The organism is Aquabacterium sp. A7-Y (genome assembly GCF_026153205.1).
Taxonomy (GTDB): Bacteria; Pseudomonadota; Gammaproteobacteria; order Burkholderiales; family Burkholderiaceae_C; genus Caldimonas.
In genome coordinates, this window is sequence record NZ_JAPFBW010000027.1 from 62,719 (window position 1) to 88,468 (window position 25,750).

23 protein-coding genes and 1 pseudogene are annotated in these 25,750 nt (G+C 67.7%); 18 read left to right on the forward strand and 6 right to left on the reverse strand.

All coding sequences use genetic code 11. The annotated features are described in order from the left end of the window. Positions 1–25 precede the first annotated feature (25 nt). Positions 26–1,972: a tetratricopeptide repeat protein gene (locus OOT46_RS22170; RefSeq protein ID WP_265405804.1), complete on the reverse strand. Its 1,947-nt coding sequence runs from the start codon at positions 1,970–1,972 to the stop codon at positions 26–28. 385 nt (positions 1,973–2,357) lie between these two features. Here OOT46_RS22170 and OOT46_RS22175 point away from each other — a divergent pair. The 10 genes and pseudogenes from OOT46_RS22175 to OOT46_RS22220 all read left to right on the forward strand — a co-directional run bounded on the left by OOT46_RS22175 (position 2,358) and on the right by OOT46_RS22220 (position 11,409). Then, a pseudogene (locus OOT46_RS22175) lies at positions 2,358–3,558 on the forward strand (flagellin). A gap of 218 nt (positions 3,559–3,776) precedes the next feature. Continuing rightward, complete coding sequence (locus tag OOT46_RS22180) at positions 3,777–4,979, forward strand: flagellin (protein ID WP_265405805.1); 1,203 nt, start codon at positions 3,777–3,779, stop codon at positions 4,977–4,979. Positions 4,980–5,133: 154 nt separating this feature from the next. After that, the gene (fliD, locus tag OOT46_RS22185; RefSeq protein WP_265405806.1) at positions 5,134–6,519 is read left to right on the forward strand and encodes a flagellar filament capping protein FliD; all 1,386 of its coding nucleotides are present in this window, start codon (positions 5,134–5,136) and stop codon (positions 6,517–6,519) included. 151 nt (positions 6,520–6,670) lie between these two features. Then, positions 6,671–7,078: a flagellar export chaperone FliS gene (fliS, locus tag OOT46_RS22190; RefSeq protein WP_265405807.1), complete on the forward strand. Its 408-nt coding sequence runs from the start codon at positions 6,671–6,673 to the stop codon at positions 7,076–7,078. A gap of 59 nt (positions 7,079–7,137) precedes the next feature. Then, positions 7,138–7,440: a flagellar protein FliT gene (locus OOT46_RS22195; RefSeq protein WP_265405839.1), complete on the forward strand. Its 303-nt coding sequence runs from the start codon at positions 7,138–7,140 to the stop codon at positions 7,438–7,440. Between the two features lie 144 nt (positions 7,441–7,584). Next, entirely contained in the window at positions 7,585–8,247 is a 663-nt protein-coding gene (locus OOT46_RS22200) for a flagellar brake protein (protein WP_265405808.1), read from the forward strand. Positions 8,248–8,479: 232 nt separating this feature from the next. Then, positions 8,480–9,340 (forward strand): flagellar motor stator protein MotA, encoded by an 861-nt coding sequence (gene motA / locus OOT46_RS22205; RefSeq protein ID WP_265405809.1) that lies wholly within the window; start codon positions 8,480–8,482, stop codon positions 9,338–9,340. A gap of 34 nt (positions 9,341–9,374) precedes the next feature. After that, positions 9,375–10,346: a flagellar motor protein MotB gene (gene motB / locus OOT46_RS22210; protein ID WP_265405810.1), complete on the forward strand. Its 972-nt coding sequence runs from the start codon at positions 9,375–9,377 to the stop codon at positions 10,344–10,346. 37 nt (positions 10,347–10,383) lie between these two features. Then, positions 10,384–10,776 (forward strand): chemotaxis response regulator CheY, encoded by a 393-nt coding sequence (cheY, locus tag OOT46_RS22215; RefSeq protein ID WP_265405811.1) that lies wholly within the window; start codon positions 10,384–10,386, stop codon positions 10,774–10,776. A gap of 12 nt (positions 10,777–10,788) precedes the next feature. Beyond that, positions 10,789–11,409 carry a protein phosphatase CheZ gene (locus OOT46_RS22220; RefSeq protein ID WP_265405812.1) on the forward strand — a complete coding sequence of 207 codons (621 nt, stop codon included), beginning with the start codon at positions 10,789–10,791 and terminating at the stop codon, positions 11,407–11,409. A 986-nt stretch (positions 11,410–12,395) separates the two neighbouring features. Here the strand turns inward: OOT46_RS22220 and OOT46_RS22225 are convergent. Beyond that, complete coding sequence (locus OOT46_RS22225) at positions 12,396–13,154, reverse strand: FkbM family methyltransferase (RefSeq protein WP_265405813.1); 759 nt, start codon at positions 13,152–13,154, stop codon at positions 12,396–12,398. A gap of 279 nt (positions 13,155–13,433) precedes the next feature. Between OOT46_RS22225 and OOT46_RS22230 the strand changes: the two genes are divergently transcribed. Together OOT46_RS22230 and OOT46_RS22235 are read left to right on the forward strand one after the other, a co-directional pair. Then, the gene (locus OOT46_RS22230; RefSeq protein WP_265405814.1) at positions 13,434–13,670 is read left to right on the forward strand and encodes a hypothetical protein; all 237 of its coding nucleotides are present in this window, start codon (positions 13,434–13,436) and stop codon (positions 13,668–13,670) included. A 78-nt stretch (positions 13,671–13,748) separates the two neighbouring features. Further along, the gene (locus OOT46_RS22235) at positions 13,749–15,782 is read left to right on the forward strand and encodes a glycosyl hydrolase family 18 protein (RefSeq protein ID WP_265405815.1); all 2,034 of its coding nucleotides are present in this window, start codon (positions 13,749–13,751) and stop codon (positions 15,780–15,782) included. A gap of 51 nt (positions 15,783–15,833) precedes the next feature. Here the strand turns inward: OOT46_RS22235 and fliE are convergent, their stop codons facing one another. Continuing rightward, positions 15,834–16,166, reverse strand: a complete 333-nt coding sequence (fliE, locus tag OOT46_RS22240; protein ID WP_265405816.1) for a flagellar hook-basal body complex protein FliE — start codon at positions 16,164–16,166, stop codon at positions 15,834–15,836. Between the two features lie 218 nt (positions 16,167–16,384). On the opposite strand from fliE, the gene fliF reads away from it, so the two are divergent. The 6 genes from fliF to OOT46_RS22270 are packed head-to-tail and all read left to right on the forward strand — an operon-like array spanning position 16,385 to position 23,052. Further along, on the forward strand, positions 16,385–18,079 hold the full coding sequence (fliF, locus tag OOT46_RS22245) for a flagellar basal-body MS-ring/collar protein FliF (protein WP_265405817.1): 1,695 nt from the start codon (positions 16,385–16,387) through the stop codon (positions 18,077–18,079). Positions 18,080–18,127: 48 nt separating this feature from the next. Next, complete coding sequence (gene fliG / locus OOT46_RS22250) at positions 18,128–19,123, forward strand: flagellar motor switch protein FliG (RefSeq protein WP_265405818.1); 996 nt, start codon at positions 18,128–18,130, stop codon at positions 19,121–19,123. Next, on the forward strand, positions 19,107–19,862 hold the full coding sequence (locus tag OOT46_RS22255) for a FliH/SctL family protein (protein WP_265405819.1): 756 nt from the start codon (positions 19,107–19,109) through the stop codon (positions 19,860–19,862). Before fliG ends, OOT46_RS22255 begins: the two co-directional genes overlap by 17 nt. Beyond that, a complete protein-coding gene (gene fliI, locus OOT46_RS22260; RefSeq protein ID WP_416136240.1) occupies positions 19,862–21,277 on the forward strand; it encodes a flagellar protein export ATPase FliI in 1,416 nt (471 codons plus the stop codon). The genes OOT46_RS22255 and fliI overlap by 1 nt, the downstream gene beginning before the upstream one ends. A gap of 49 nt (positions 21,278–21,326) precedes the next feature. Then, positions 21,327–21,800: a flagellar export protein FliJ gene (gene fliJ / locus OOT46_RS22265; protein ID WP_265405820.1), complete on the forward strand. Its 474-nt coding sequence runs from the start codon at positions 21,327–21,329 to the stop codon at positions 21,798–21,800. A 46-nt stretch (positions 21,801–21,846) separates the two neighbouring features. Beyond that, on the forward strand, positions 21,847–23,052 hold the full coding sequence (locus OOT46_RS22270) for a flagellar hook-length control protein FliK (protein ID WP_265405821.1): 1,206 nt from the start codon (positions 21,847–21,849) through the stop codon (positions 23,050–23,052). 52 nt (positions 23,053–23,104) lie between these two features. On the opposite strand, the gene OOT46_RS22275 is transcribed toward OOT46_RS22270, so the two are convergent. From OOT46_RS22275 to OOT46_RS22285, 3 genes are all read right to left on the reverse strand, one after another. Next, positions 23,105–23,929, reverse strand: a complete 825-nt coding sequence (locus OOT46_RS22275) for a DUF3037 domain-containing protein (protein WP_265405822.1) — start codon at positions 23,927–23,929, stop codon at positions 23,105–23,107. Then, a complete protein-coding gene (locus OOT46_RS22280; RefSeq protein ID WP_265405823.1) occupies positions 23,926–24,666 on the reverse strand; it encodes a HipA family kinase in 741 nt (246 codons plus the stop codon). The genes OOT46_RS22275 and OOT46_RS22280 overlap by 4 nt, the downstream gene beginning before the upstream one ends. A 160-nt stretch (positions 24,667–24,826) precedes the next feature. Then, positions 24,827–25,579 (reverse strand): M48 family metallopeptidase, encoded by a 753-nt coding sequence (locus OOT46_RS22285; RefSeq protein ID WP_265405824.1) that lies wholly within the window; start codon positions 25,577–25,579, stop codon positions 24,827–24,829. Between the last annotated feature and the right edge of the window lie 171 nt (positions 25,580–25,750).

A 25,750-nucleotide genomic window follows, 5' to 3' on the forward strand; every position in this document is an offset into this window, starting at 1 on the left:
ACAACATCAGGGCGGCGGCCGGGTTTCAGCCGGCGGCGGGCAGCGCTTGCGGCGGCAGGCCGCGGCGCTCCAGATCGATCATGCGCAGGTACAGCTGTTCGAGGTCCGCCGCGAAGCGGCCGCCGTCGAACAGCGGGAAGCTGGCGCGGCCGGCGTCGAGGCGCTGGCGCAGCGCCTGCAGGCGCGGCCGGTCGTTGAGCAGCTCGATCACCAGGGCCTCGTAGTGCTCGACGCTGGTGCACACCAGTTCGCCCAGGCCCACGGCATGCAGCAGGCTGGCGGCCACGCGCGAGGCGAAGCTGTCGCCCATCAGCGTCACCAGCGGCACGCCCATCCACAAGGCGTCGCTCGCCGTCGTGTGGGCATTGCAGGGCCAGTTGTCGAGCATCAGGTCGGCCACCGGCAGGCGCGCCAGGTGCGCCTCGACGCCGGCGCGCGGGGCGAACACCAGGCGTGCCGGGTCGAGGCCGCGGGCTTCGGCCTCGCGCTGCAGGTTGCGCGTGGCCTGCGGGTTGTCGGCCAGCAGCCACAGCACGCTGTTCGGCACCGCCTTCAGGATGCGGACCCAGGCGTCGAAGGTGTCGGGCGAGAGCTTGAAGCTCTGGTTGAAGTTGCCGAGCACCAGGGCGTCCTCGGCGAGGCCCCAGCGGGCCCGGCTGTCGGCCGCGGGGCGGGGGCGGCGGCCGTCGTTGGGCTGGTAGCTGTGCGGCAGCTGCGCAATCTTCTCGCTGTACCAGTCGGCGTGTTCGAGCGGCGTGACCACCCGGTCGCCGACGATGTAGTCGATATAGTCGGCGCCGCAGGTGCCGGGGAAGCCGAGGAAGGCCACCTGCACCGGCGCGGGCCGGTAAGCGAACAAGCGCATCCGGTTGCCGTAGGTGTGTCCCTTCAGGTCGACCAGGATGTCGATCCCGTCGGCGTGGATGCGCCGCGCCATCTGCTCTTCCGACATGCCGGTCATGTCGACGAAGTGTTCGCAGGCGCCGCGCACCCGCCGCAGCACCACGCTGCCGTCGTCCTTGCCGTGCGAGTACAGCGTCACCTCGAAGCGCTCGGTGTCGCGCCGTTCGAGCGCCTCGACCATCAGCAAGGTGGTGGCATGGCTGTGGAAGTCGGACGAGACATAAGCGACGCGGATGCGGCGTGCTTCGCCCTCGGCCGGCACGCGACGGCGCGGCAGCGGCACGACGCCCGCGGCACACTTCACGGCCACCTGTTCGGTGGCCTTCCTGAACAGTGCGGGCGGCGTTTCGATGGCGGTCAGCGACCACACGGCCCCTTCGCCCTGGGTGCCGCCGGCGCGCACGTCCATCTCCGTGAGCGATTTCACGATGTCCTGGCGGGCGGCCTCGAAGCCGTCCCACACGCAGGCGTACTGCCGCATGTGCAGCACCATCAGCTGCGCGGCAAAGCGTTTCGGGTCGAGCACATGGGCCGTGAGAAAACTCTCGGCCGACTGCTCATACATCTTGAGCGACTTGAAGGCCAGGCCCAGCCGCATGTGGATGGCCGGGTCGGCCGGCTGCAGCACCACCGCTTCCAGGTAGGCCTGCACGGCTTCGGCCGGGCGGCCGAGCTGGGCCAGCGTGATGCCGTGGTTGGTGACGAAGTGGTAGTGCTCGCGCGCCGGGCCGCTGGCATGGCGCTGGAAATAGGGCAAAGCTTCGGCGAAGCGGTGCTGCTGGATCAGGGCCATCGTCAGCAGGTGGGCGGCCTTGAAATCGTCGGGCTCGAGTTCGAGCGCACGGCGCGCCGCCTGGGCCATCTCTTCGAACTGCCCGAGGCGGTAGCGCGCGGTGGCCAGCGTGGTCCAGTCCTTGAGGCCGAAGCGCCGGTCGTGGGCCAGGCCGGCCAGCGCCGACTCGGCCTGCTGCCAGGCACCGGACAGCACCGATTGGTAGGCGCGCCGGCGCGACTGCTCGTAGTGCTTCGCGGCGGCCGCGGTGGAAGGGCTGCTCGGGCTCGGGGGCATCTCGGGGCGTCCTGCATCGTGAGGGTAACGCCTGAAATCTATCTGCGGGGCCACCCGGGCGATGCGTGAATAAGGTCGCTTGTTCCCCTGCATTTCGCGCAACCGGATCCACCGGGCGCGCACTTTTTGTTGTACGGCCTGCGCAAATAGCTCTCAAGTTCGTTCTGCAGCGGCCCGATATTGCTTGCAACGGGACATGAACCCCACGTCTCGTGGTCCGGAACAGCGACAGAGAACCGACACAACCGAAATCTCGGGTTCCCTGATGACTGCCGCCGGGCGCAGCTGGTCTTGAGGACCGGCGCGGCTGCCGGGAGCGATCCCGACAGCCGAGGCAAAGCCGGCGTCCTCGCCGGGAGTTCATCAAACGACTAGGAGTTACACCATGGCAATGACCATCAACACCAATGTGGCGTCGCTCACCGCCCAGCGCAACCTGAATGCCTCCCAAGGCACGCTGGGGCACCGCCATGCAGCGCCTGTCTTCCGGCCTGCGTGTCAACAGCGCCAAGGACGATGCCGCCGGCCTGGCCATCGCCGAGCGCATGAACGCTCAGACCCGTGGCCTGAACGTGGCGGCCCGCAACGCCAACGACGGCATCTCGCTGGCTCAGACCGCCGAAGGCGCGCTGGGCAAGGTCAGCGACATGCTGCAGCGGATGCGCGAACTGGCCGTGCAATCGGCCAACGCGACCAACAGCGCCGACGACCGCAAGGCGCTGCAGGCCGAAGTCGGCCAGCTGCGCGATGAAATCGACCGCGTCGCCAAGAACACGACCTTCAACGGCAAGAAGCTGCTCGACGGTTCCTTCTCTGCCGCGAACTTCCAGGTCGGCTCCAACTCCGGCGAAAACATCACGATTTCGGCCGTGACCGACTCGTCGGCGGAAGGCCTGTCCAAGGTGGTCTACGGTTCCGCCAGCGAAACCGACATCGACGCTGCCGGCATCACCGACCTGGCCGAGATCACCGACGGTTCGCTGGCAATCACGGTCGACGGCACCGCCTACACCCTGGGCGACCTGAAAGTGGCTCGCACCGGTGAAGAGCGCCTGGGCCAAGTGGTCGAAGCGCTCAACCGCCGCACCGCCGACACCGGCGTGACGGCCTTCCTGAAGGAAGAGGACGACGGCGAATACACGATCGAGCTGCGTTCGTCCAAGCTGGACGCCGACGGCAGCGCCGTGGCCGTGTCGCTGACCGGCTTCGCCGCGACGACCACCGGCATGACAACCTCTGCTTCGATCACCAACGACGACAGCACCTCGTCGGCGGGTATCGACGAGCTGTCGATCGAGACGGTGGAAGACGCCTGGCTGGCGATGAAGCAGATCGACGATTCGCTGAAGCAGATCAACGATGCCCGTGCCTCGCTGGGTGCCGTGCAGAGCCGCTTCGAGAACGCCGTCTCCAACATCCAGATCCAGACCGAGAACACCTCGGCGGCCCGCGGCCGGATCGTGGATGCCGACTTCGCCCAGGAAACCGCCAACATGTCGAAGGCGCAGATCCTGCAGCAAGCCGGCACGGCGATGGTGGCCCAGGCCAACCAGCTGCCCCAGCAAGTGCTGTCGCTGCTGCGCTGATCGGCGCACTGCCTGGCGCTCGCCCCTGGCGGGTGGGCGCTTTGGGACCACGCCCGGCTTTGCCGGGCGTTTTTCATTGTCGGGTCAAAACAAGCCCCTTTCTCCCCACCTTTTCCACCTTTCACCCACCCCCCACCTCCCCAAAAATGGCGGTACCGAAAGCGGTAGTCCCGGCGCCCAGAGCCGGATCTTGATCCTGGTTCTCAAGGAGAGCTGCCATGCCTCAAACGATCAACACGAACATTGCTTCGCTGACCGCTCAGCGAAACCTGAACTCGTCGCAGAGTTCCTTGTCCACCTCGATGCAGCGCCTGTCCTCGGGCCTGCGGGTCAACAGCGCCAAGGACGACGCTGCCGGCCTGGCGATCGCCGAGCGCATGAGCACCCAGGTGCGCGGCCTCACCGTCGCCGCCCGCAACGCCAACGACGGCATCTCGCTGGCCCAGGTCGCCGAAGGGTCGCTGGGCAAGGTCAGCGACATGCTGCAGCGCATGCGCGAGCTCGCGGTGCAGTCGTCCAATGCGACCAACAGCGAGGACGACCGCAAGGCGTTGCAGGCCGAAGTCGGCCAGCTGCGCGATGAAATCAACCGCGTCGCCAAGCAGACCGCCTTCAACGGCCAGAAACTGCTCGACGGGTCGTTCTCGGCCGCCACCTTCCAGGTCGGCGCCAACTCCGGCGAAACCATCACGATTGCCGCTTTGACCGACGCCTCCGCCGAAGGTTTGTCCAAGGTGGTCTACGGCGAGGCCAGCGAAGGCGACATCGACGCCTCGGCCATCACCGACCTGACCGCCATCACCGACGGCTCGCTCGCGATCACGGTCGGGACCGAGACCTTCACGCTGGGAGACCTCGCCGTCGCCCGCACCGGCGCCGAGCGCATGGGCCAGGTGGTCGAAGCGATCAACCGCCGCACCTCCGACACCGGCGTCGTCGCCTTCCTGAAGCAGGAAGACGACGGCCAGTACACGGTCGAGCTGCGGTCGTCCAACCTGGACGCCGACGGCAGCGCCGTGGCGGTCACGCTGGCCGGCTTCGCGACCGCCACCACCGGCTTGACCACCACGCCTGCGATCACCAACAGCGACGCCACCTCCAGCGCCGGCATCGACGAACTGTCGATCGAGACGGTCGAGGACGCCTGGCTGGCCCTCAAGCAGATCGACGACGCGCTGGGCCAGATCAACGGCGCGCGCGCCACGCTGGGTGCCGTGCAGAGCCGCTTCGAGAACGCCGTCTCCAACATCCAGATCCAGTCGGAGAACACCTCCGCCGCCCGTGGCCGCATCATGGACGCCGACTTCGCCTCGGAAACGGCGAACCTGTCGCGCGCCCAGATCCTGCAGCAGGCCGGCAACGCGATGGTGGCCCAGGCCAACCAGCTGCCCCAGCAAGTGCTCAAGCTGCTGCAGGGCTGATCGTCGGGGCGCCTCGGCGCAGCTACCCGCCTTCGTCGGCCCACCCGGGGAAACCCTGGTGGGCTGTTCGTGTTCGGGGCCTCAAGTTCCGCGGCGACCGGCCGATACGCACCTATGAGGGTCTGCCGACCCCACCCATTCAAGGAGCCCACCCATGGCCATCTCGTCTCCCGGCATCGGTAGCGGCCTCGACGTCAGCAGCATCGTCGAGCAGCTGGTGACGCTCGAACGCCGGCCCATCGAGCAGCTCACCGCACAGAAGACGACCCTGCAGTCCAAGCTCTCGGCCTTCGGCCTGATGCAGAGCTACACGGTCAATGTGCAGGACGCCGTGAACAAGCTCACCAGCGCCAGCCTGTGGACGCAGACCAAAGCCCTGACCACCGATACCAGCGTGAGCGCGACGTCGACGGCCACGGCGGTGAGCGCCACCTACAGCGTGGACGTCACCCAGCTGGCGCAGGCGCAGACCCTGGCCTCGGGCCCCTACGCCAGCACCACCACGGCCCTGGGCGCGGGCACGCTCACGATCACCGCCGCCAAGGTAGGTAGCACCGGCGTCGACGTCGTGATCGACGCGGACGACACCCTGGAAGACGTGCGCACCAAGATCAACGCCGCCGACGCAGGAGTGAGCGCCTCCATCGTCAAGGACGGCGCCGGCTCGCGTCTGGTGCTGCGCAGCACCGCCACCGGCGAGGACAACGCGGTGAGCATCGCAGCCACTGGCGATCCCGCACTGCAGCAGCTCAGCTACGACCCCAACCTCACCACCGGCCAGATGAGCCAGGTGCAGGCGGCGAAAAACGCCAAGATCAAGATCGACGGACTGGAGGTGGTCTCGGCCACCAACACCTTCGACGGCTCGGTCGAGGGCCTGAAACTGACGGTCAGCAAGACCACCACCAGCCCGGTGCAGGTCAAGGTCGGCACCGACACCGAGGCGATGCGCAAGGCCGTCGACGACTTCGTCAAGGCCTACAACGACATCAACAAGTACATCAGCGACCAGACCAAGTACAACGAGGACACCAAGGTCGCCGGCACCCTGCAGGGCGACCGCTCCACCTTGTCGCTGCAGAGCCAGCTGCGTGCCGTGCTGACGCAGAGCAGCGCGGCCTCCACGGCGTTCCCGCGCCTGTCGGACCTGGGGCTGGAGATCCAGCGCGACGGCTCGCTCAAGGTCAACAACACCAAGCTGAACGCGGCGATGAACAACAACCTCGAACAGCTGGGCAAGGCCTTCTCGAACAACGACACCGCCCAGCCGGCCAACAACGGCTTCGCGGTGCGCATCAAGGCGCTCACCTCGGCCCTGCTGAAGACCGACGGGCTGGTCTCCACCCGCACTCAGGGGCTGCGCGACAGCATCGAGCGCAACGAGGACCAGGTCGCCAAGATGGAAGACCGGGTGGCCGCGGTGCAGGCGCGCCTGCTGCGCCAGTACAGCGCAATGGACAGCAGCATCAGCAAGCTCAACGGCCTCAACAGCTACGTCACCCAGCAACTCGCCGCACTGGCCAAGAACTACGGCAAGTGAGCCTTGCCGCGCCCCGCGTCGCGCGGTGGTGCGGCCCCCGGACCGCCTTTTTCGGGGCTTGTGACGGGCGGAAACGGCAGAAAATCCGTTCAAGTTGCACAACCCGGACGCCGATAACTCTTCTGACAGGTTCAACAAAAGAGTCCTCACCATGTTTGCACCGTTCAGAAGCCAGGCCAGTGCTTACGGCCGCGTCCAGGTCGAAACCACCGTTTCCGGCGCCGATCCCCACACCCTGGTGGTCATGCTGTTCGACGGCGCCCTGAGCTCGATCGCCGCCGCCCGCGGCGCGCTGCAGCGACAGGACGTGGAAGCCAAGGGCAAGAACATCGGTCGCGCGGTGCGCATCGTCGAGGAAGGCCTGCGCGGCGGGCTGAACCGCCCTGCCGGCGGCGAACTGGCCGAGAACCTCAACAGCCTCTACAGCTACATCAACGCCCGCCTGACGCACGCCAACCTGAAGAACGACGAAGCCGCCCTGCAGGAGTGCCACGACCTGCTGACCGGCCTGCGCGACGCCTGGACGCAGATGCAAGCTCCCCAAAAGAACGCAGCCTGAAAGACCGATCGATGAGCACCGAAGTGACGACCGCCTCCCCTCTGAAGCTGGAGATCGCGATGGAAGACAAGGCACTGCTCGGCTACTACGAAGCCATCGAGCAAGCCAGCGAGGACATGCTGCAGGCTGCCCGCGACGGCGACTGGGACCGTGTCGTCAAGCTCGAAGGCGCTTGCGCGGTACTGATCTCCCAGCTCAAGCACGCCGCCGCCAGCCGCGACCTGGACGCCGAGGAAGCGCGCCGCAAGAGCAAGATCATGCAGCGCATCCTGCGCAACGACGCCCAGATCCGCAACCTGGCCGAGCCCTGGCTGGAAGACCTGGACCGGCTGCTGGCGGGCTCGCCGAAGCTGGTCCACTGAACCGGCCGGAAGCCGCCACGACGGTCCGTAGCGCCCACCGATGGACACCACGCCGCCCCCGCACAGACGCCGCCTCAGCCCGAGGCCAGGCTGGACGACTTCCGGGTCGCCGAGCCCTTCGAGATCGAGGCGCTGCTGCAGCAAATGGTGAGCGAACGCGTGCTGGTGACCATCGCCACGCCCGGCGGTGCCTGCTACACCACCAACGTCTGGGAAGTCGATCGCGCCAAGGGTGTGGTCCGCTTCACCGCCGACCGCCTGGACCCGCAGCTCTCGCGCGTGCTCGACGCCGAGGATGCGGTGGCGGTGGCCTACCTCGACAGCATCAAGATCCAGTTCGACGTGCACGGCCTGGTGCAGGTGCATTCCGGCACCCGCAGCAGCGCGCTGAACTGCAGCTTCCCGCCCGAGGCCTTCCGCTTCCAGCGCCGCGCCAGCTATCGGGTACGGCCGCTGGTCAACATGCCCCCGACCGCCACCTTCCGCCATCCCGCGATCCCGGAGATGGCCCTGGAGCTGCGGGTGCTGGACATCAGCATCGGCGGCGTGGCGCTGCTGATCCCCGAGAACGTGCCGGTGGTGGAGCCGGGCGTGCTGGTCTCGCGGGTGCAGATCGACCTCGACGCCGAGACCCGGCTGCAAGCCGCCGTGCGTGTGGCCCACGTGACCTCGATGCTGGACAACAGCAAGGGCGTGCGCATCGGCTGCGAGCTGGAGAACCTGAACGGCGAGTCGCTGCGCTTGCTGCAGCGTTTCATCGACCAGACTCAGAAGCGGCGCCGCATGATGGCGCTGGACGGCTCCTGAACCCGCCCGCACCCCGTTCGCTGGCTTGCCGAGGCGCCCCGAAGGGCGCCTTGCTGTTGGTGCGCCAGAAAGGCGGCCAAAGCCGGACGACAACGGGGCGATTTGCCTGCCTATTCACGGCTTATCGGCACCCCGGCCTCCCTCAAGTCGTCCGACGCCCCGCCGATAAACCAGTGAACACCGGTTCGGGCGCGTCAGCGTCTCCGCACTTCTCTCGGAAAGAACGTAGAACATGTTCGTCATCATCGGCTACGTCGTTGCGCTCGGCTGCATCTTCGGCGGCTTCATCATCCACGGCGGCAACATGGGCGTGATCCTGAGCGCCCTGCCCACCGAGATGATGGTGATCGGCGGCGGCGCGGCCGGCGCCTTCATCGTCAACAACCAGCCCAAGATCCTCAAGGCCACGCTGGGCGCGATCCCCAAGCTGATGAAGGGCTCGAAATACAGCAAGGCGCGCTACCTGGAGCTGATGGCCCTGCTCTACGAGATCCTGCAGAAGGCCCGCAAGGAAGGCCTGATGTCGATCGAGAAGGACGTCGACGCTCCCCACGAGTCGCCGCTGTTCAAGAAGTACCCCACCGTCGGCAGCGACCACCATGTGGTCGAGTTCATCACCGACTACCTGCGCATGATGGTCTCGGGCAACCTCAACGCCCACGAGATCGAGGCGCTGATGGACAGCGAGATCGAGACCCACCACCACGAGGCCCATCAGCCGGCCGCCGCCCTGACCCGCGTCGCCGGCGGCCTGCCGGCCTTCGGCATCGTCGCGGCGGTGCTGGGTGTGGTCAACACCATGGGTTCGGTGGGCCAGCCCCCGCCGGTGCTGGGCGCCATGATCGGCTCGGCGCTGGTCGGCACCTTCCTGGGCATCCTGCTGGCCTACGGCATCGTCGAGCCGCTGGCGGGCCTGCTGGAGCAGAAGAACGACGAGGGCAGCAAGGAGCTGCAGTGCATCAAGACCACGCTGCTGGCGAGCATGCAGGGTTACGCCCCCCAGGTGGCGGTCGAGTTCGGCCGCAAGGTGCTGTTCTCGACCGAGCGGCCGAGCTTCTCGGAGCTCGAAGGCCACGTGAAGGGCAAGAAGTAAGTCCGGGCCCAGGTCCGTCAGCAGAAAGACCCCCATGGCAGGCGACTCGAAAAAGCTCCAGCCCATCATCGTCAAGCGCATCAAGAAGGGTGGCCACGCCCACCACGGCGGCGCCTGGAAGATCGCGTATGCCGACTTCGTGACGGCGATGATGGCCTTTTTCCTGCTGATGTGGCTGCTGGGCTCGACCACCGAGGGCGACCGCAAGGGCATCGCCGACTATTTCAACTCGCCGCTGAAGGTCGCCCTGCTGGGCGGCGGCAGCGGCTCGGGCGACTCCTCGCACGTGATCAAGGGCGGTGGCACCGACCTCTCGCGCACCAACGGCCAGGTCAAGGGCGGCGACATCGAGGCCGAGCGCAAGACCGTCAACCTGCAGGCCCTGAAGGATGCCGCCAAGCGCGCCGAGGCGGCACGCCTGGAAGGGCTCAAGCAGCGCATCGAGACGGCGCTGAGCAACAACCCGCGGCTGGATCCGTTCCGTTCACAGATCCGGCTCGACATCACCCGCGACGGACTGCGCATCCAGATCGTCGACGAGAAGAACCGGCCCATGTTCGACTCGGGCAGCGCGCTGGTGAAAGACTACATGCGCGAGATCCTGCGCGAGATCGGCAAGGTGCTGGCCGAGACCAACAACCGCATCACGCTGGCCGGGCACACCGATGCCACCCCCTACAGCAGCGGCGAACGCGGCTACAGCAACTGGGAGCTGTCCTCCGACCGCGCCAATGCCTCACGCCGCGAACTGGTGGCCGGCGGCCTGAGCGAGGGCCAGGTGGTCCAGGTGCTGGGCCTGTCGTCGAGCTCGCTGCTGAACCGCGACCAGCCCACCGATCCGATGAACCGGCGCATCAGCATCATCGTGATGAACCGCGAGGCCGAGGACCGCTTCGAGCGCGAAGGTGAGGTCGAAGCCGGCACGGCACCCGCGGTCGAGCATTCGTTGCATACGGCACAACCGGCCTCCGGTCAAGCCTCAAGTTCGCACCTGGGCGCCCGATAAGCCTCAGGAACGCACCATCTCCTCAAGGACACAACTCATGAGCACCGCTGCCGACATGAAATTTCTCATCGTCGACGACTTCTCGACCATGCGCCGCATCGTGCGGGGTCTGCTGAAGGAAATCGGCTACAACAACGCCGAAGAGGCCGAAGACGGCGCGGTGGCGCTGAACATGCTCAAGAACGGCAAGTACGACTTTGTCGTCAGCGACATCAACATGCCGAACATGAACGGCTTCGACCTGCTCGCGGCCATCAAGCAGGACGAGAGCCTGAAGCACCTGCCGGTGCTGATGGTGACGGCCGAGGCGCGCAAGGAAGACATCGTGCGTGCGGCGCAGGACGGGGCGGCCGGCTACATCGTCAAGCCCTTCACCAAGGCGACCCTCGAGGAGAAGGTCGTCAAGATCATGCAGAAGCTCGGCAAGTAAGGGAGGCCGGTCATGACGACGAACAACAAGGTGCCGACGGGCTCGACCACCTCCCCGGAAGTGTTCCAGCAACTGGGCGAGATGACGCGGCAGCTGCACGACACGCTGGCGCAGCTCGGCTTCATGCCCAAGCTGGGCGAGATCACCGACAGCCTGCCCGATGCGCGCAGCCGGCTCACCTACATCGCCGAGAAGACCGGCGAGGCGGCCGAGAAGGTGCTGAACCTGGTCGACAAGGCCAAGAGCGAGCAATCCAACATCGCCTCGGAGACGCGCCGCATTGCCCAGGCCATCGTGGCCGATCCGGTGAAGGCCGTGGCGCGCGGCGACGTGCTGAATTTCGTCAGCGACGTGGAGTCGGCGACGGCGCGGGTGGACCAGCACCTGACCGACATCATGATGGCGCAGGACTTCCACGACCTGACCGGCCAGGTGGTGGCCAAGGTCGTGAAGCTGGCCGCCGACATCGAGGACCAACTGGTGAAGCTGCTGCTGCAGACGGCGCCGCAGGACCAGGTGCACAAGGTCGAGCAGACCTTCCTGAACGGTCCGGTGGTCAACCCGGAAGGCCGCACCGACGTGGTCGCCAACCAAGAGCAGGTCGACGACCTGCTAGCCAGTCTCGGATTCTGACCCGACGAGGTCAGGCGGAGGGGGAGCGCCCTGCGGGTCACTGCAGGGCGCTTTTTTATTGGCTGTTGGCTGTTGGCTGTTGGCTGTTGGCGCGGCGAAGTTGGTGTTCGTGGCGTGGAAGCCCGCTTTCGCGGGCGCGCCCCTGCGGGGCGGTTGCCGGGATGTGCGCCCGGCAGCGCACCTACTTCTCTTGTCTCGCCAAGAGAAGTAGGCAAGAGAAGGCGACCCCGAGTGGGGCGCCCTCCTCGCTGCGCGAGGAGGGTGCTCTGCGGTGCTCGCGACTGGAAGGCGGCTGCGCAACTCGCCCTTTTTTGAGGGTGCCTGCGCACCCTCAAAACGGAGCTCAGACAGTGCTCGCCGACCCCGCCCTGCGGGCGGGGCAACCTTCCAGTCGCTGCGCTCCTCGACGCCCCACACGGGGCCCCACCCCCAACCCCAACCCCACTCGGCTCGCGGCGCATCGCCTCGAGGCCTGCTTCTCCTGCGGAGAAGGTCGGCAAGGCTTGTCAAATCACCCCCGAACCGGTCGCGTAGCGACAGGCAGCCAGCGCACGGCGATGCGCAGCGAGCCGAGTGGTATTTGGGGGCCCCCGTGTGGGGCGGCGAGGAGCGCAGGGGTCGGGAGGTTGCCCCGCCCGCAGGGCGGGGTCGGCGAGCACTGTCCGAGCACCGTTTGAAGGGGGCGCAGCCCCCTTCAAAAAGGGCGAGTTGCGCAGCCGCCTCCCGACCCCGAGCACCGCAGCGGACCCTCCTCGCGCAGCGAGGAGGACGCCCTGCTCGGGGTCGCCTTCTCTTGCCTACTTCTCTTGGCGAGACAAGAGAAGTAGGTGCGCTGCCGGGCGCACATCCCGGCAACCGCCCCGCAGGGGCGCGCCCGCGACAGCGGGCTTCCACGCCACGAACACCAACAACACTGCGCCAACAACCAAAACCAAAACCAAAACCAAAACCAAAGCCAGCAACCGAGACCTTGGACACTGTGCAGCTCAATGCACCAGATCCCGCCTCACCATGATGCAATCCGCCTCCACCAGCCGCGGAAAGTGCCCCGCATTGTTCGGCACCAGCGCGCTCAGCTCGAAGCCGCAGGATTGGTAGAAGGTCAGCGCCTCGCGGAAATCGACCGAGCTCTCGTAGAGCCGCTTCACCGCCAGCTCGCTCTGCAACCCCACAAACTGCTGCAACACCTCCCCCGCACTGCGCACGATCGCCACATCGAACCCCTGCGTGTCCAGCTTCAGGAACGGCCGCCGGAAGCCGTGCCGCGCCTGCAGGCGTCGGTAGGCCGTCGCGAGCGTCTCGGTCTGCACCGTGACCACCTCGCGCACCGCATTGCAGCTGCGGAAGATCGGCGCCTCGTCGTGCCGAGGTGAACTCAGCGAGCTGAACTGCGTGCCCCGCATGATGTTGAGGGGCATCTCACCGTCGCGGTCGGACAGCGCCAGCTCCTCGATGTGCCAGAACGCATCCCCCGCCGCCTTGCGCCGCAGCACCTGCGCCGCCAGCGGTTGCGGCTCGAAGGACAGCACCAGCCCCCGGTAACCGCTCTTGCGCAGCACGTCCACGTACTCGCCGTGGTGCGCGCCGACGTCGTACACGCAGTCGACCTCGAGGTCGGCCAGCAAGCGCCGCAGATGCGACCGCTCCCAGTAGGTGTAGAGGGTGCGCTGGTCGAAGAAACGCAAGTTCTTCACGTAGGAAACGTTGCGCCGCGCCGTCCGGAGCGCTTGGGTGAGCAGTTTCATCGGTCCTCCCTGATCGAAAGGGCGGGGTGACGCACTGTGCCCAAACGGCAAGGCCCGGGCTACTGCCAGCAGAGACAGGCACGGTGTCGAAACCGAAAAAACAAACACCTTGTTTCTTTTTGCGATCCGAATATCTTCATTTGGTATTTAAATTTCAATACCACTATGGGATCAATATGCGTACTGGTCTTGCTACCAGATGCCTCGCAAATGACACAGCCGGGCACACAACAGGCGACGACCGACCCGAGACCAGAACACCAAGGAGACAGGCCATGCATGCACGCAACGCAGACACACACCGCCACCGCGGTGCCGCGGCCCCCTTCCCATCCCTGGCGTCCCGAAGCGCCGAACCTGCGCCGCTCGCCTTGCCACCGCGTCCTCCCGAACAACGCCCTGCCGATGCATGCGCCCCCCCGGGCCGTCCACTTCGGCGGCGACAGCCCCGCTCCCGCCCACGAGGCCGGTGATGGCGCCAGCGGCGTCCCGGTCATCAGCCGGCGGCACCGCTGACGCCCTTTCCCGACCCACCGATGCTGCCCGCCCCTTGCAGGCGGGCAGCCTGCACAGCCCTTTTCAGTGGAGACCTCGATGACAACCCCTGTCCGACTCATCGCCCTGGCGGCCGTCGCGCTGTCCGGCGGCGCCCATGCCTACGACTGCAGCTCAGTGCCCGCCTGGACCGCCTCGGCGGTCTACACAGGCGGCAACCTGGCACAACTGAACCAGCAGGCCTACCAGGCCAAGTGGTGGACGCAGAACCAGAGCCCCGCGACCCATTCCAGCGAGTGGGATGTGTGGAAGCCGATGGGCGCCTGCGACGGCGGTGGTGGCGGCGGCGACGACACCACGCCGCCGTCGGTGCCCTCCGGGCTCTCGGCCGGCAACGTCGGCACCGACAGCATCACGCTGCGCTGGAACGCGTCGAGCGACGCCGGCAGCGGCGTGGCCGGCTACGACGTCTACCGCGGCGGCAGCCTGGTGGCCTCCCCCACCGGCACCAGCCACACCGACACCGGCCTGAGGCCCGGCACCAGCTATAGCTACACGGTGCGAGCCAGGGACAAGGCCGGCAACGCGTCCGCCCAAAGCCCGGCCCTGCTGACCAGCACCGCGAGCGGCCCCTGCGCCGCGCCACCGGCGACGCCCACCGGCCTCAAGTCGCCCGCGCACACCAGCGACAGCGTGAGCCTGGCGTGGAACGCCGTGGCCGCCGGCGCCAACTGCACCGTGCAATACCGGGTGCTGCAGGGCAGCAGCACGGCAGCGGAAGTCGCCACCACCACCGCGAAGGTCGGTTCCCTGCGTCCGGACACCCCCTACACCTTCACGGTCCAGGCGTTCAACCAAAAGGGTGCATCCCAGCCTTCCAGCCCGGTGACCGTGCGCACCGACAAGGTCGATCAGACCGGCGGCAAGAACGTGCTGGGCTACTTCGCGCAGTGGGGCATCTACGGCCGCGGCTACCAGGTCAAACACATCGACACCAGCGGCTCGGCGCCGCTGCTGACCCATATCAACTACGCCTTCGGCAACGTGCGCGAGAACAAGTGCGAGGTCGGCGTCACGATGCCGTCGAACCCCGACACCGGAGTCGGCGGCGATGCCTTCGCCGACTACACCAAGTCCTTCGGGGCCGACCAGAGCGTGGACGGCGTGGGCGACACCTGGGACCAGAAGCTGCGCGGCAACTGGAACCAGCTGAAGAAGCTGAAGGCGAAATATCCGAAACTGAAGGTGTTGATCTCGCTCGGCGGCTGGACCTATTCGCGCGGGTTCTCCAGCGCGGCGCGCCCGGAGAACCGCGTCGCCTTCGTCAAGAGCTGCGTCGATGCCTACATCAAGGGCGATCTGCCCCTGGTCGAGAACGCCGGCGGCCCCGGTGCGCTGGCGGGCGTGTTCGACGGCATCGACATCGACTGGGAATACCCCGTCGCGTGTGGACTGGCCTGCGGCAGGCCCGAGGACAAGGAGAACTTCACCGCCTTGCTGGCCGAGTTCCGCAAGCAGCTCGACGCGGTGCGACCGGGCCTGCTGCTGACGATCGCGGCCCCGGCGGGCGTGGACAAGATCCGGGTGATCGAGCCGGACAAGTTCCACCCCTACCTCGACTTCATCAACGTGATGACCTACGACTTCCACGGCGCCTGGGAAACGCCGACCAACTTCCACAGCCCGCTGTACGGCTCCAGCGCCGACCCGTCCACCGGCGATGCCAAGTCCTACAACACCAACGACGCGTTGAAGGCCTTCCTCGACAAGGGCGTGCCGGCCCGCAAGCTGCACCTGGGCATCGGCTTCTACGGTCGCGGCTGGACCAATGTGCCGAACGTGAACAACGGGCTCTACCAGACCGGGGTGGCCGCTCCGGGCCGCTACGAGGCGGGGATCGAGGACTACAAGGTTCTCAAGACGCTCAACTACCCGAGCTTCGTCGACCCGCAGAGCCGCGCGCAGTGGATCTACAACGGCACCACCTTCTGGAGCTTCGACACGCCGGTGCAGATCAAAGAGAAGATGGACTACGCCAAGTCCAAGGGACTGGGTGGCGCCTTCTTCTGGGAGTTCACCGGTGACGACAGCGAGGCCAGCCTGCTGAAGGCCATCAGCAACGGGCTCCGCTGAGCCGGGCGGGGCCCGCGGGCCCCGCTGCCCCACCCCCATGCAGGTGCGCGCTCACACCTGCATGTTCATGATGTCGGAATAAGCCTGGACCAGGCGGTTGCGCACATGCAGCGTGGCCTGGAAACCGATCTGGGCCTTCTGCATCGCCACCATCGTTTCCTCCAGCGAGACCGTCGGGTTGTCCAGCTGCACCTGGCGCTGCATCTCGCTCGCGTTCTCCTGCGCCTGGCTGACGCCCTTGAGCGCCTGGTTCAAGGCCTGCGAGAAGCCGACCTCGTTGGACGTGCCGGCCACCTTGCCCGCTGCAGCGCGCTGCGACGGCAGCACCACGCCGCTCCTGGCCAAGGCCTGCTCGAAGTTGAAGGGTTTGAGGCGGACGTCCATGGTGGTGGTCTGGGTTCCGAGGGGCACCGCCCCTGTTTGACGTGGTGCCATCTTAGGTGCGCAGGGCGGGCCCGGATGCGCCGAACTGGCCGCCCTTTGCCCGCTTCTTCCAGCCATTCGGCGCTCCCCCCTTCCGAATAATCGCTTCCCAAGACGCGATGGGTGTGCCGCTGCCCGCGGCCCCCCTGATCTGCCAAAAACTCCCGGAATTCGACACGATGGACAACGCCGTCGCCCTGCAGCCGAACCTGACGCCCGCCGCCCCCGCCGTCCCGACGGTCGATGCGCCGACCGGCTTCGGCGCCCGCGTGGCGGCTTTGCCGGCCAAGAGCAAGATCGGCGCGGGCATCGGCATCGCCGCGCTGCTGGCCATCATCGTGGCGCTGTCGCTGTGGTCCTCGCGGCCCGACTACAAGGTGCTCTACGCCAACCTGTCGGACAAGGACGGCGGCGCCATCATCGCCCAGCTGTCGCAGATGAACGTGCCCTACCAGCACGCCGAAGGCGGCGGCGCCATCCTGGTGCCGGGCGACAAGGTGCACGACCTGCGCCTGAAGCTGGCGTCCCAGGGCCTGCCCAAGGGCTCGACGGTCGGCTTCGAGCTGATGGACAACGCCAAGTTCGGCATCACCCAGTTCCAGGAGCGCCTGACCTTCCAGCGCGGCCTCGAAGGCGAGCTGACCCGCTCGATCGGCGCCATGTCGGCGGTGCAGAGCGCCCGGGTGCACCTGGCCCTGCCCAACCAGAACGGCTTTTTCCGCGAGCAGCAGAAACCCTCGGCCTCGGTGCTGCTGAGCCTCTACCCCGGCCGCACGCTGGACCGTGCCCAGCTGGCCGGCATCGTGCACCTGGTGTCCTCCAGCGTGCCCGAGCTGGCGCCCAAGGCGGTGAGCGTGATCGACCAGAACGGCACCCTGCTGACCGAGAACCCCGACGGCTCCAGCGCCAACAGCCTGGACGCCAAGCAGCTGCAGTACGTCAACCAGATCGAGTCGTCCTACACCCGCCGCATCATGGACCTGCTGGAGCCGGTGGTCGGCCGCGACAACCTGCGCGCCCAGGTCACCGCCGAGATCGACTTCTCGCAGAGCGAGTCCACCTCGGAGCAGTTCCGCCCCAACCAGGGCAACGAGCCGGCCGCGGTGCGCAGCCAGCAGACCTCCGAATCGACCCAGCCCGGCGCGCCGGTGCCCACCGGCGTGCCCGGCGCCGCGACCAACCAGCCGCCGGTGCCCGCCACCGCGCCGATCAACGGCACCGCGCAGCAGCTGCAGGCCGCCGGCAACGTCGCGCCCGGCAGCAACGGCGGCGCCAAGCGCGACGCCATCACCAATTACGAAGTCGACAAGACCGTGCGCGTGACCCGCAACGCCACCGGCTCGATCAAGCGCATCAACGCGGCCGTGGTCATCAACCACCGCAGCAGCACCAACGCCAACGGCAAGACCACCACGGTGCCGCTAAGCGAGGAAGAGCTGCAGAAGCTGACCACCCTGGTGCAGGAAACCGTGGGCTACAGCGCCGAGCGCGGCGATTCGGTCAAGGTCGTCAACGCGCCCTTCCAGACCGAGAAGGTCGACACCAACGAGCTGCCGCTGTGGAAGGACCCGCAGACGCTGGAGCTGCTGCGCGGTGCCGCCGTCCCGGCCGCCCTCACCTTGCTGGCGCTGATCATCGTCTTCGGGGTCATCCGGCCCGCGCTCAAGGCCGCGACGCCGCCCGAGCCGGCCCGCCCGGCCCTGGATGCGGTGGTCGCCGACACCGAGGTGCTGCCCGCGCTGGAGGCCGCCCCGGCGCTGAACGCCCCGCTGGCCAGCGAGCGGCTGGACTCGGCACGCCAGCTGGCGCGCGACAACCCGGCCGCGGTCGCCAACATCGTGCGCAACTGGGTCAGCAAGGAAACCGCGTCGTGAGCCGCTTCCCGATGACCCTGAACCCGACCCACTACATCGAGCCCCACCATGGATGAAGCCGGCCTGCAGGACGCCGCGATTCTGTTGATGTCCCTCGGCGAGGAAGAGGCCGCCGAGGTCTTCAAGCACCTCTCGCCCAAGGAGGTGCAGCGGCTGGGCGAGACCATCGCCAAGATGAAGGTGATCTCGCGCGAGAAGGTCGATGAGGTGCTGGTGCGCTTCAGTGGCGACGCCTCGGACCAGAGCATGCTGGTCAGCGACACCGACGAATACGTCAAGAGCGTGCTGCGCAAGGCGCTGGGCGAGGACAAGGCCAACCTGCTGATCGACCGCATCCTGCAGGGCAGCGACGTCACCGGCATCGAGAGCCTGAAGTGGATGGACGGCGGCTCGGTGGCCGAGCTGCTGCGCAACGAACATCCGCAGATCGTCGCCGCCATCCTGGTGCACCTGGACTACGACCAGTGCTCGCAGGTGCTGCGCGCCTTCACCGAGCGCCAGCGCAACGAGGTGCTGATCCGCATCGCCACGCTCGACGGCATCCAGCCCTCGGCGCTGAAGGACCTCAACGAGGTGCTCTCCAAGGTACTGGCCGGCGGCGACAAGCTGCGCAAGGCGACCCTGGGCGGCGCCAAGACCGCCGCCGAGATCATCAACATGCTCGGCTCCTCGGTCGAGAGCTCGGTGCTGGACTACATCCGCCAGAACGACGGCGACCTGGCGCAGAGGATCATGGACAACATGTTCACCTTCGACGACCTGATCAAGGTGGACGACCGCGGCATCCAGATGCTGCTCAAGGAAGTGCAGACCGAGTCGCTGGTCATCGCGCTCAAGGGTGCCTCGCCCGAGATGCGCGAGAAGGTGTTCACCAACATGTCGGCGCGCGCCGCCGAAACCCTGCGCGAGGACCTCGAGTCGCGCGGCCCGGTACGCCTGTCCGAGGTGGAAGCCGAGCAGAAGGAAATGCTGAAGACCGTCCGCCGCCTGGCCGACGAGGGTCAAATCGTGCTGAGTACGGGCGGCGATGACAGCTTCGTCTAACAACGGCGGCAACAACGGCGGCAAGGTCCCGCCGCGCACCGTGCAGAGCCGCTTCATCCCGCGCGAGGAGCTGACCTCCTTCTCGGCCTGGAGCCTGGGTTCGCTGGCGCACGGCGAAAGCGGCCCGGTCCACCCGGCCGCCCCCGAGCCGGCGCCCGAGCCCGATCCCGAACCCGCCGGCCCGACGCCGGAGGAAATCCTGGCCGAGCTCAACGAGGCCCGCCAGTCCGGCTACAAGGACGGCTACCGCGACGGCCTGTCGGCACTGGAGAACTTCAAACAGAGCTACGCCGCCCAGATCACCGCCCAGGTGGGGCAGATCGCTGCCAGCTACCAGGCCCAGCTCGACGCGCTGGAGCAGCAGCTGGCGCTCTCGCTGGCGCAGGTGGCGAGCGACATCGCCCGCCAGGTGGTGCGCACCGAACTCTCGACCCAGCCCGAGCTGATCGAGGCGGTGGCGCAGGAGGCGCTCTCGACCCTGGTGCACTCGGCCCGCCACGTGCGGGTGCTGGTGCACCCGAACGACCACCAGCTGCTCACCGAGCGCGGCCAGCTCGACCTCGAATCCCGCCACGCCCGCCTGCTGTCCGACGCCGGCGTCACGCCCGGCGGCTGCGTGGTGGAGGCGGACATCGGCGTCGTCGACGCCGCCATCGAGACACGCTGGCGCCAGGTCACCGCGGCGCTGGGCCAGCGCAGCGAATGGACCGACACCCCGGACGGCGAGGAGGCTCTGTGATGAGCGCAAGCGCCCACCCCGCCAAGCTGCAGGCCTGGCACCAGTACATGAAGGACCTGAGTGCCTTCGCGACCGCGCCGCTGGAGCTGGAGACCCAGGGCACGCTGGTCAAGGTGGCCGGCCTGGTGCTGGAAGCGGCCGGCATCCGCGTGCCGGTCGGCTCGGTCTGCGAAGTGCGCATGGACGGCCAGCCGCCGGTGCAGGCCGAGGTGGTCGGCTTCGCCGGCGACCGCGCCTACCTGATGCCCACCGGCGAGGTGCACGGCCTGGCCAGCGGCGCCCGCGTGGTGCCGATGTCCACCCCCAGCACGCCGCCCCGGCTCGGCCAGGTCAGCCACCCGTGGCGGCGCAGCGAGGACCGCAGTCTGCACCTGCCGATGGGCGATGGCCTGCTCGGCCGGGTGGTCGATTCGCACGGCCGGCCCATGGACCGGCGCGGCCCGCTGCAGACGGTGCACAACGAGCCGCTGGTGCGCCGCCCCATCAACGCGATGGACCGCGACCCGGTGCGCCTGCCGCTGGACACCGGCGTGCGCGCGATCAATGCGATGCTGACCGTGGGCCGCGGCCAGCGCATCGGCCTGTTCGCCGGCTCCGGCGTCGGCAAGTCGGTGCTGCTGGGCATGATGGCGCGCTACACCCAGGCCGACGTCATCGTTGTCGGCCTGATCGGCGAGCGCGGCCGCGAAGTCAAGGAATTCATCGAGGACATCCTGGGCGAGGAAGGGCTGGCACGCTCTGTGGTGGTCGCCGCGCCGGCTGACGCCCCGCCGCTGATGCGCATGCAAGGCGCCAGCTACGCCACTGCGATCGCCGAGCACTTCCGCGACCGCGGCCAGCACGTGCTGCTCCTGATGGACTCGCTGACCCGCTACGCGATGGCCCAGCGCGAGATCGCCCTGGCCATCGGCGAGCCGCCCGCGACCAAGGGATATCCGCCGAGCTGCTTCGCCAAGCTGCCGCAGCTGGTCGAGCGCAGCGGCAACGGCCTCAACGGCGTCGGCTCGATCACGGCCTTCTACACCGTGCTGAGCGAAGGCGACGACCAGCAGGACCCGATCGCCGACGCGGCGCGCGCCATCCTGGACGGCCACATCGTGCTGACGCGCGAGCTGGCCGAGAGCGGCCACTACCCCGCGATCGACGTCGAGAAGTCGGCCTCGCGGGTGATGCACAACGTCGCCTCGCCGGACCACCTCGAGGCGGCGCGCAAGTTCCGCCAGATGTACGCCCGCTACAACCGCAGCCGCGACCTGCTGCAGATCGGCGCCTACAGCGCCGGCCAGGACCCCGAGCTCGACGCCGCCGTGCGCGCCTTCCCGGCGATGCGTGCGCTGCTGCAGCAGGACATGCGCACCGGCGCCACCCTGCGCGACAGCTTGAACCAGATGAAAACAACGGTGGGCGCGGCCTGAGCCCGCCCGGCCTGCCAGCACCGATCCGACCTGAGACAAGGACACCGACATGAGCCGCCACCACGCCCTGGCCCTGGCCCTCGAACATGCCGAGAAGGAGCGCGACGCCGCGCTGTCGATCAGCCAGCGGGCCGCTGCCCAGCTCGAAAACGCCGAGCGGCAGGCGCAGCAGCTCGAGGACTACCGACGCGAGTACCAGGCGCGCTGGAGCGAGCAGTTCAAGCGCCAGGGCACGATGGACATCCTGCGCTGCTACCAGGATTTCATGGGCCGCATCAACCAGGCCATCGAGCAACAGGCCAACGCGGTGGCGCAGGGCCGCCGCCAGCTCGAATGGGCGCGCGGGGTGGTGCTGGAGCGCGAAACGCGGGCGGCGTCGATCCGCAAACTGATCGAGCGGCGCGAGGCGGAGCAGGCCCTGCAGCAGCAGCGCCGTGACCAGAAGGCCACCGATGAGCAGGCCGCCCGCGCGGCCTGGAACCAGCGCGCCGGCGACACGACCACCGGCCTGGCGGTGGTGTGAAGCCCCGCCGACGCTCCAGCACGAACCCGACTTCCGAAAGCCACCGATGCTCGCCGCCTCGCCCCTGCTGAATCTTCTCAACGGGAACGCCGCCTCTTCCGGTGTCGGCGCCACCCCGGCCGCACGCACCGCACCGCCGCCCCCGGGCGGCGCGGCCGCTCCCGGCTTTTCCAACCTGCTGCAGCAGGCGCGCGAGCACAACCAGCGCCAGGCCGAGCGGGCCCGCCCCGCTGAAGCCCGCCCCACACCCAGCCAGGCGCCGGCGCCGCGCCCCGCTGCCGAGGTGCAGAGCGAACCCGCGCCGCAAGCTCCGGCGCCTGCCACGCCGCCGGCAACGGCGCCCGCCAACGAAACAACGCCCACGCCGGCCGACAGCCAGCGCGCGGAGGAACGGAAGGACGCCCGCGAACCCGCCGAGGCGCGGGCCGCCACCGAAGCCACCGGCCTGCCGTGGCTGCAGGCGGCGCCCGAGCTGGCTGCGGCCGCCGAGTTGCTGGCCGAGGCTGAAGGGGCTGCCGGGGACCACCGTGAAGCCGGTCTCGAAGGCTTGAAGCGGCGCGGCGGCGACGCGATCGAGCCGGCCGGCCGCGCCGTCGAGCCGCGCCTGGACACCGCCGCCGGTGTCGAAACTGCAGGCGGCGAGGCCGGGCCGAGCTTTGGTGAACAACTCGAAGCCTTGCTCGGCGACACCACCGCCAACTCGGCCGGGCCCCTCGAAGGTCCGGCCGGCGTGGCGCCTCATGAGCCGCATGCCGGCGCGCTGGCCGGCCCGGTGCACGTCAGCGCCGAGGCTCGCGCCGAGACGGTCGCCGACACCCAGGGCACGGTCGCGGTGCCGGTCGAGTCCCCCGAATTCCCCGAGGCCCTGGCCTCGCAAGTGACGTATCTGGTGCGCGACGGCGTGCAGCAGGCCAAGCTGATGCTCAACCCGGTGGACATGGGGCCGCTGACCGTGCAGATTGCCCTGCAGGGCCAGCAGGCACAGGTCGATTTCGCCGCGTCGAACGCCGCCACCCGCGCCGCGCTGGAAGCCAGCCTCGCCAATCTGGCGGCGGCACTGCAGGGCGCCGGTTTCACGCTGACCGGCGGCGGCGTCTCGCAGCAGGCTTCGCCGGGGCAGCAGGGTTCGCGTGATGACCACGCTGCCACACCGGGAGGCCGCGAGGGCGGGCTGTCAGCACCGAGCCAGGCAGCCGGCGACACCGGCCGGGCGCGTCGCGTCACGCAGGGCGCGCTCGACCTCTACGCCTGAGGCGCCGCGCCTCCCGGAACGGCAGCACGGCGGGAGGCGGCTTGCCGGCCTTTCAGGTCGAGGCGAATTCAACGATCCGGTGGTCGGCCGCTTCGTTCACCGTCTGCACATCCAAGCTCGCCAAGGCATGGCAAATTTCCTCGAACGCGGCGCGGCGCTTGATGTCGGTCTCCGGGGGACCGGCTACCGCAAACAACACTTCTGCAGGTAGCAAGTCCTTGCGACGCAGACGCCGAACCTTGTTCACCCAGGCGTCACCGTGGTCGAAGATGCCGTTGGGCTCGTCCTGAGTCAGGTTGAGGGGCTTGATGACCTTGCGGAAGTCGTCGCCCCACCGCTGCACCAGCGGAAAGCGCGCGTGTACCTCGTCATCACCGATCTTCGCGGGACGGAACGGCTGAGGCAGATTCAAACTTCCGAGAAGCGCCATCAAGCGCTTCGTCATGGTTTGCTCGATGTACTCCGGTGTGGCGAAGGCGCGGTCGACATAGTCGTCGAACAAGCGCTTCAACTCGGCTTCCGGCGAATCGGTGAGTACCGCGCGCACGCCGCCAAAGCGGACGATGGCCTCACGGGGGTGCACTAAAGCGGTAAACACCTCGCGTACATAGTCGGCGCGGCGCGAAACCGGTGCCTGTGCCGCAAGAACGCAAACGCGCTGGAGCTCACCCTGGATCGTCTGTAAGGCGGTGCGATAAACGTTCGGCGACAGTTCGTCAAAAAACCCCGTCACGCGGGCGTACTTGCGAGTTTGCAGCCGAAAATCGAAGTAACCGGTAGCGGGGCAGGTCAGTACCACCCCGACGTTCACGAACTCGCCCGTCTCGCTGTACGGCATGAACTGCACCACGGCGTAGCGACACGCGAACTTGTTCATACCGTCCTCCATAGCTCAGGGGTTGCACCGCGGGCCAGCAAGGCCAAGACCTTGTCGAGGTCGAAGTCGGCGGGCACATCCATTTCGGCATTGGCCCACTGCCACTCCGCTGGCGCATTATCGCAAGCCCACCGCGCCCTCGGGAGCGCGTCGGACATGCGGCGCAGCAACTCGTCCTGCAGCACAAGATCGCCACAAAGCACCGGCCACTGCGCAGCGAAGACGTGATGCTCGCGGAACATGGCCACGTCGAAGTACGGATCGAAGGCGAGATTGTGATCGATCATCACCAGTTGCTTTTGGTCCGCGTCCCACAGCAGGTTGGTGTTGCCGGTGAGGCGGTCCATGTTCCTGATCCACCAGTCGAAAGCAAGCACATCCTGTTGAAGGGGCAGCGGCACTTGCTGAACAAGGCTGGCTTCGAACCAGGCAGTCGAGGATCGATGGCGCGAGCCGAACGCGGGCGTACACCCTATGTGCTGCCACTCCCGAGGCAGTTCCTGGCGCAAAGCTTCGTCGACCTGAACCAGTGAGAACGGTGGAATCGGAAGGCCGAGGGCCACGGCCAGGTGTGCGGAAATCCACTCGCACCAAAGACTTGCACGGTTCGTTTGCTGCCCCTTCACGTAGTACAGCGCCCCATCCTCGGCGCGGCACTTGAAGGGGATGGACTTGCCCTGTTCGCTGGGGCCCAGGACCTCAACAATCTGGAGAATGCGTGGTGCGGCTTCCGGCATGGTTCCTCTCAGATCTGGTCGGCCAGAGCCAAGGTCCAGACGCGAGTTTGGCCAAACTGTACCGGACAGCGAGCAGCACCTCAGCATTGCAGCCCTCGCAACAGCGTCGCGCGAGGGCGCTGCTCAGGGTTGTGGCGCGACCATGGCCTCGCCGCTTCCCTCAGGCCAGCTGCGCGCGCAGCCGGTCGGCCCGCTCCTTGGGAGCCGGATGGGTCGACAGCCAGTCGGTCTTGGCACCGCCGCCGAACATCTTGTCCAGCTTCTCGAGCGCCTGGACCGCCGCCATGCGGTCGTACTTGTAGCGCTTCATGAAGTCGAGCGCGTAGTCGTCGGCTTCCTTCTCGTTGCCCTGGGAGTGCTGGGCGCGCACCACCTGGGTCATCAGCGAACCGAGCTCCGACTGCGCGATCGTGGCGACCTTGCCGCCCGAGGACACCGCCGCCTGCTGCGTCGCGCTGGTCGCCAGCGCCGTCTGCATGCGCTTGCGGCTGTGGCCGCGCTGCACGTGGCCGATCTCGTGGCCGATGACGTAGCGGACCTCGTCGTCGGTCATGGCCTCCATCAGGCCGCTGAAGACGCGGATGGTGCCGTCGGCCATCGCGAAGGCGTTGACTTCCTCCGTCAGGTAGACCTTGTAGTTCAGCTTGAGGCCTTTTTCATCGCCGATGCCGCTGGTCAGGGCAGCGAGCCGCTTGGCGTATTTGTCGCTCGGCGGCGCCACGCGGTTCTCGGCGTCCGAGAGCACCGCCATCTGGGCCGCATAGGCACGCACTTCCTCGTCGCTCAGGGTGGCCGCCTTGGCGGCGTCCTTGGCGGCACCCAGCATGCCGTCGAGCTTGAAGCCGAAGGCGTGCGGCGCGGCGCTGGACAGGATCAGGCCGGGGATGGCGAGCAGGGTCTTGCGACGGTTCATCGAGGTTTCCTCCCGTGAGTAATGTTGTGATGTGAAGCGAAAAATTCTAAGGGCCGGCCGGGAGCAATTGGCGTGCCCTGGCCCCCCCAAAACGGGGGAGAGGCGAGTCGCGGGCAGCGCCGGGCGGCGCCGCCCGGCGGCGAATAGGCCCGGTTTCCGCCGCTTATCCAG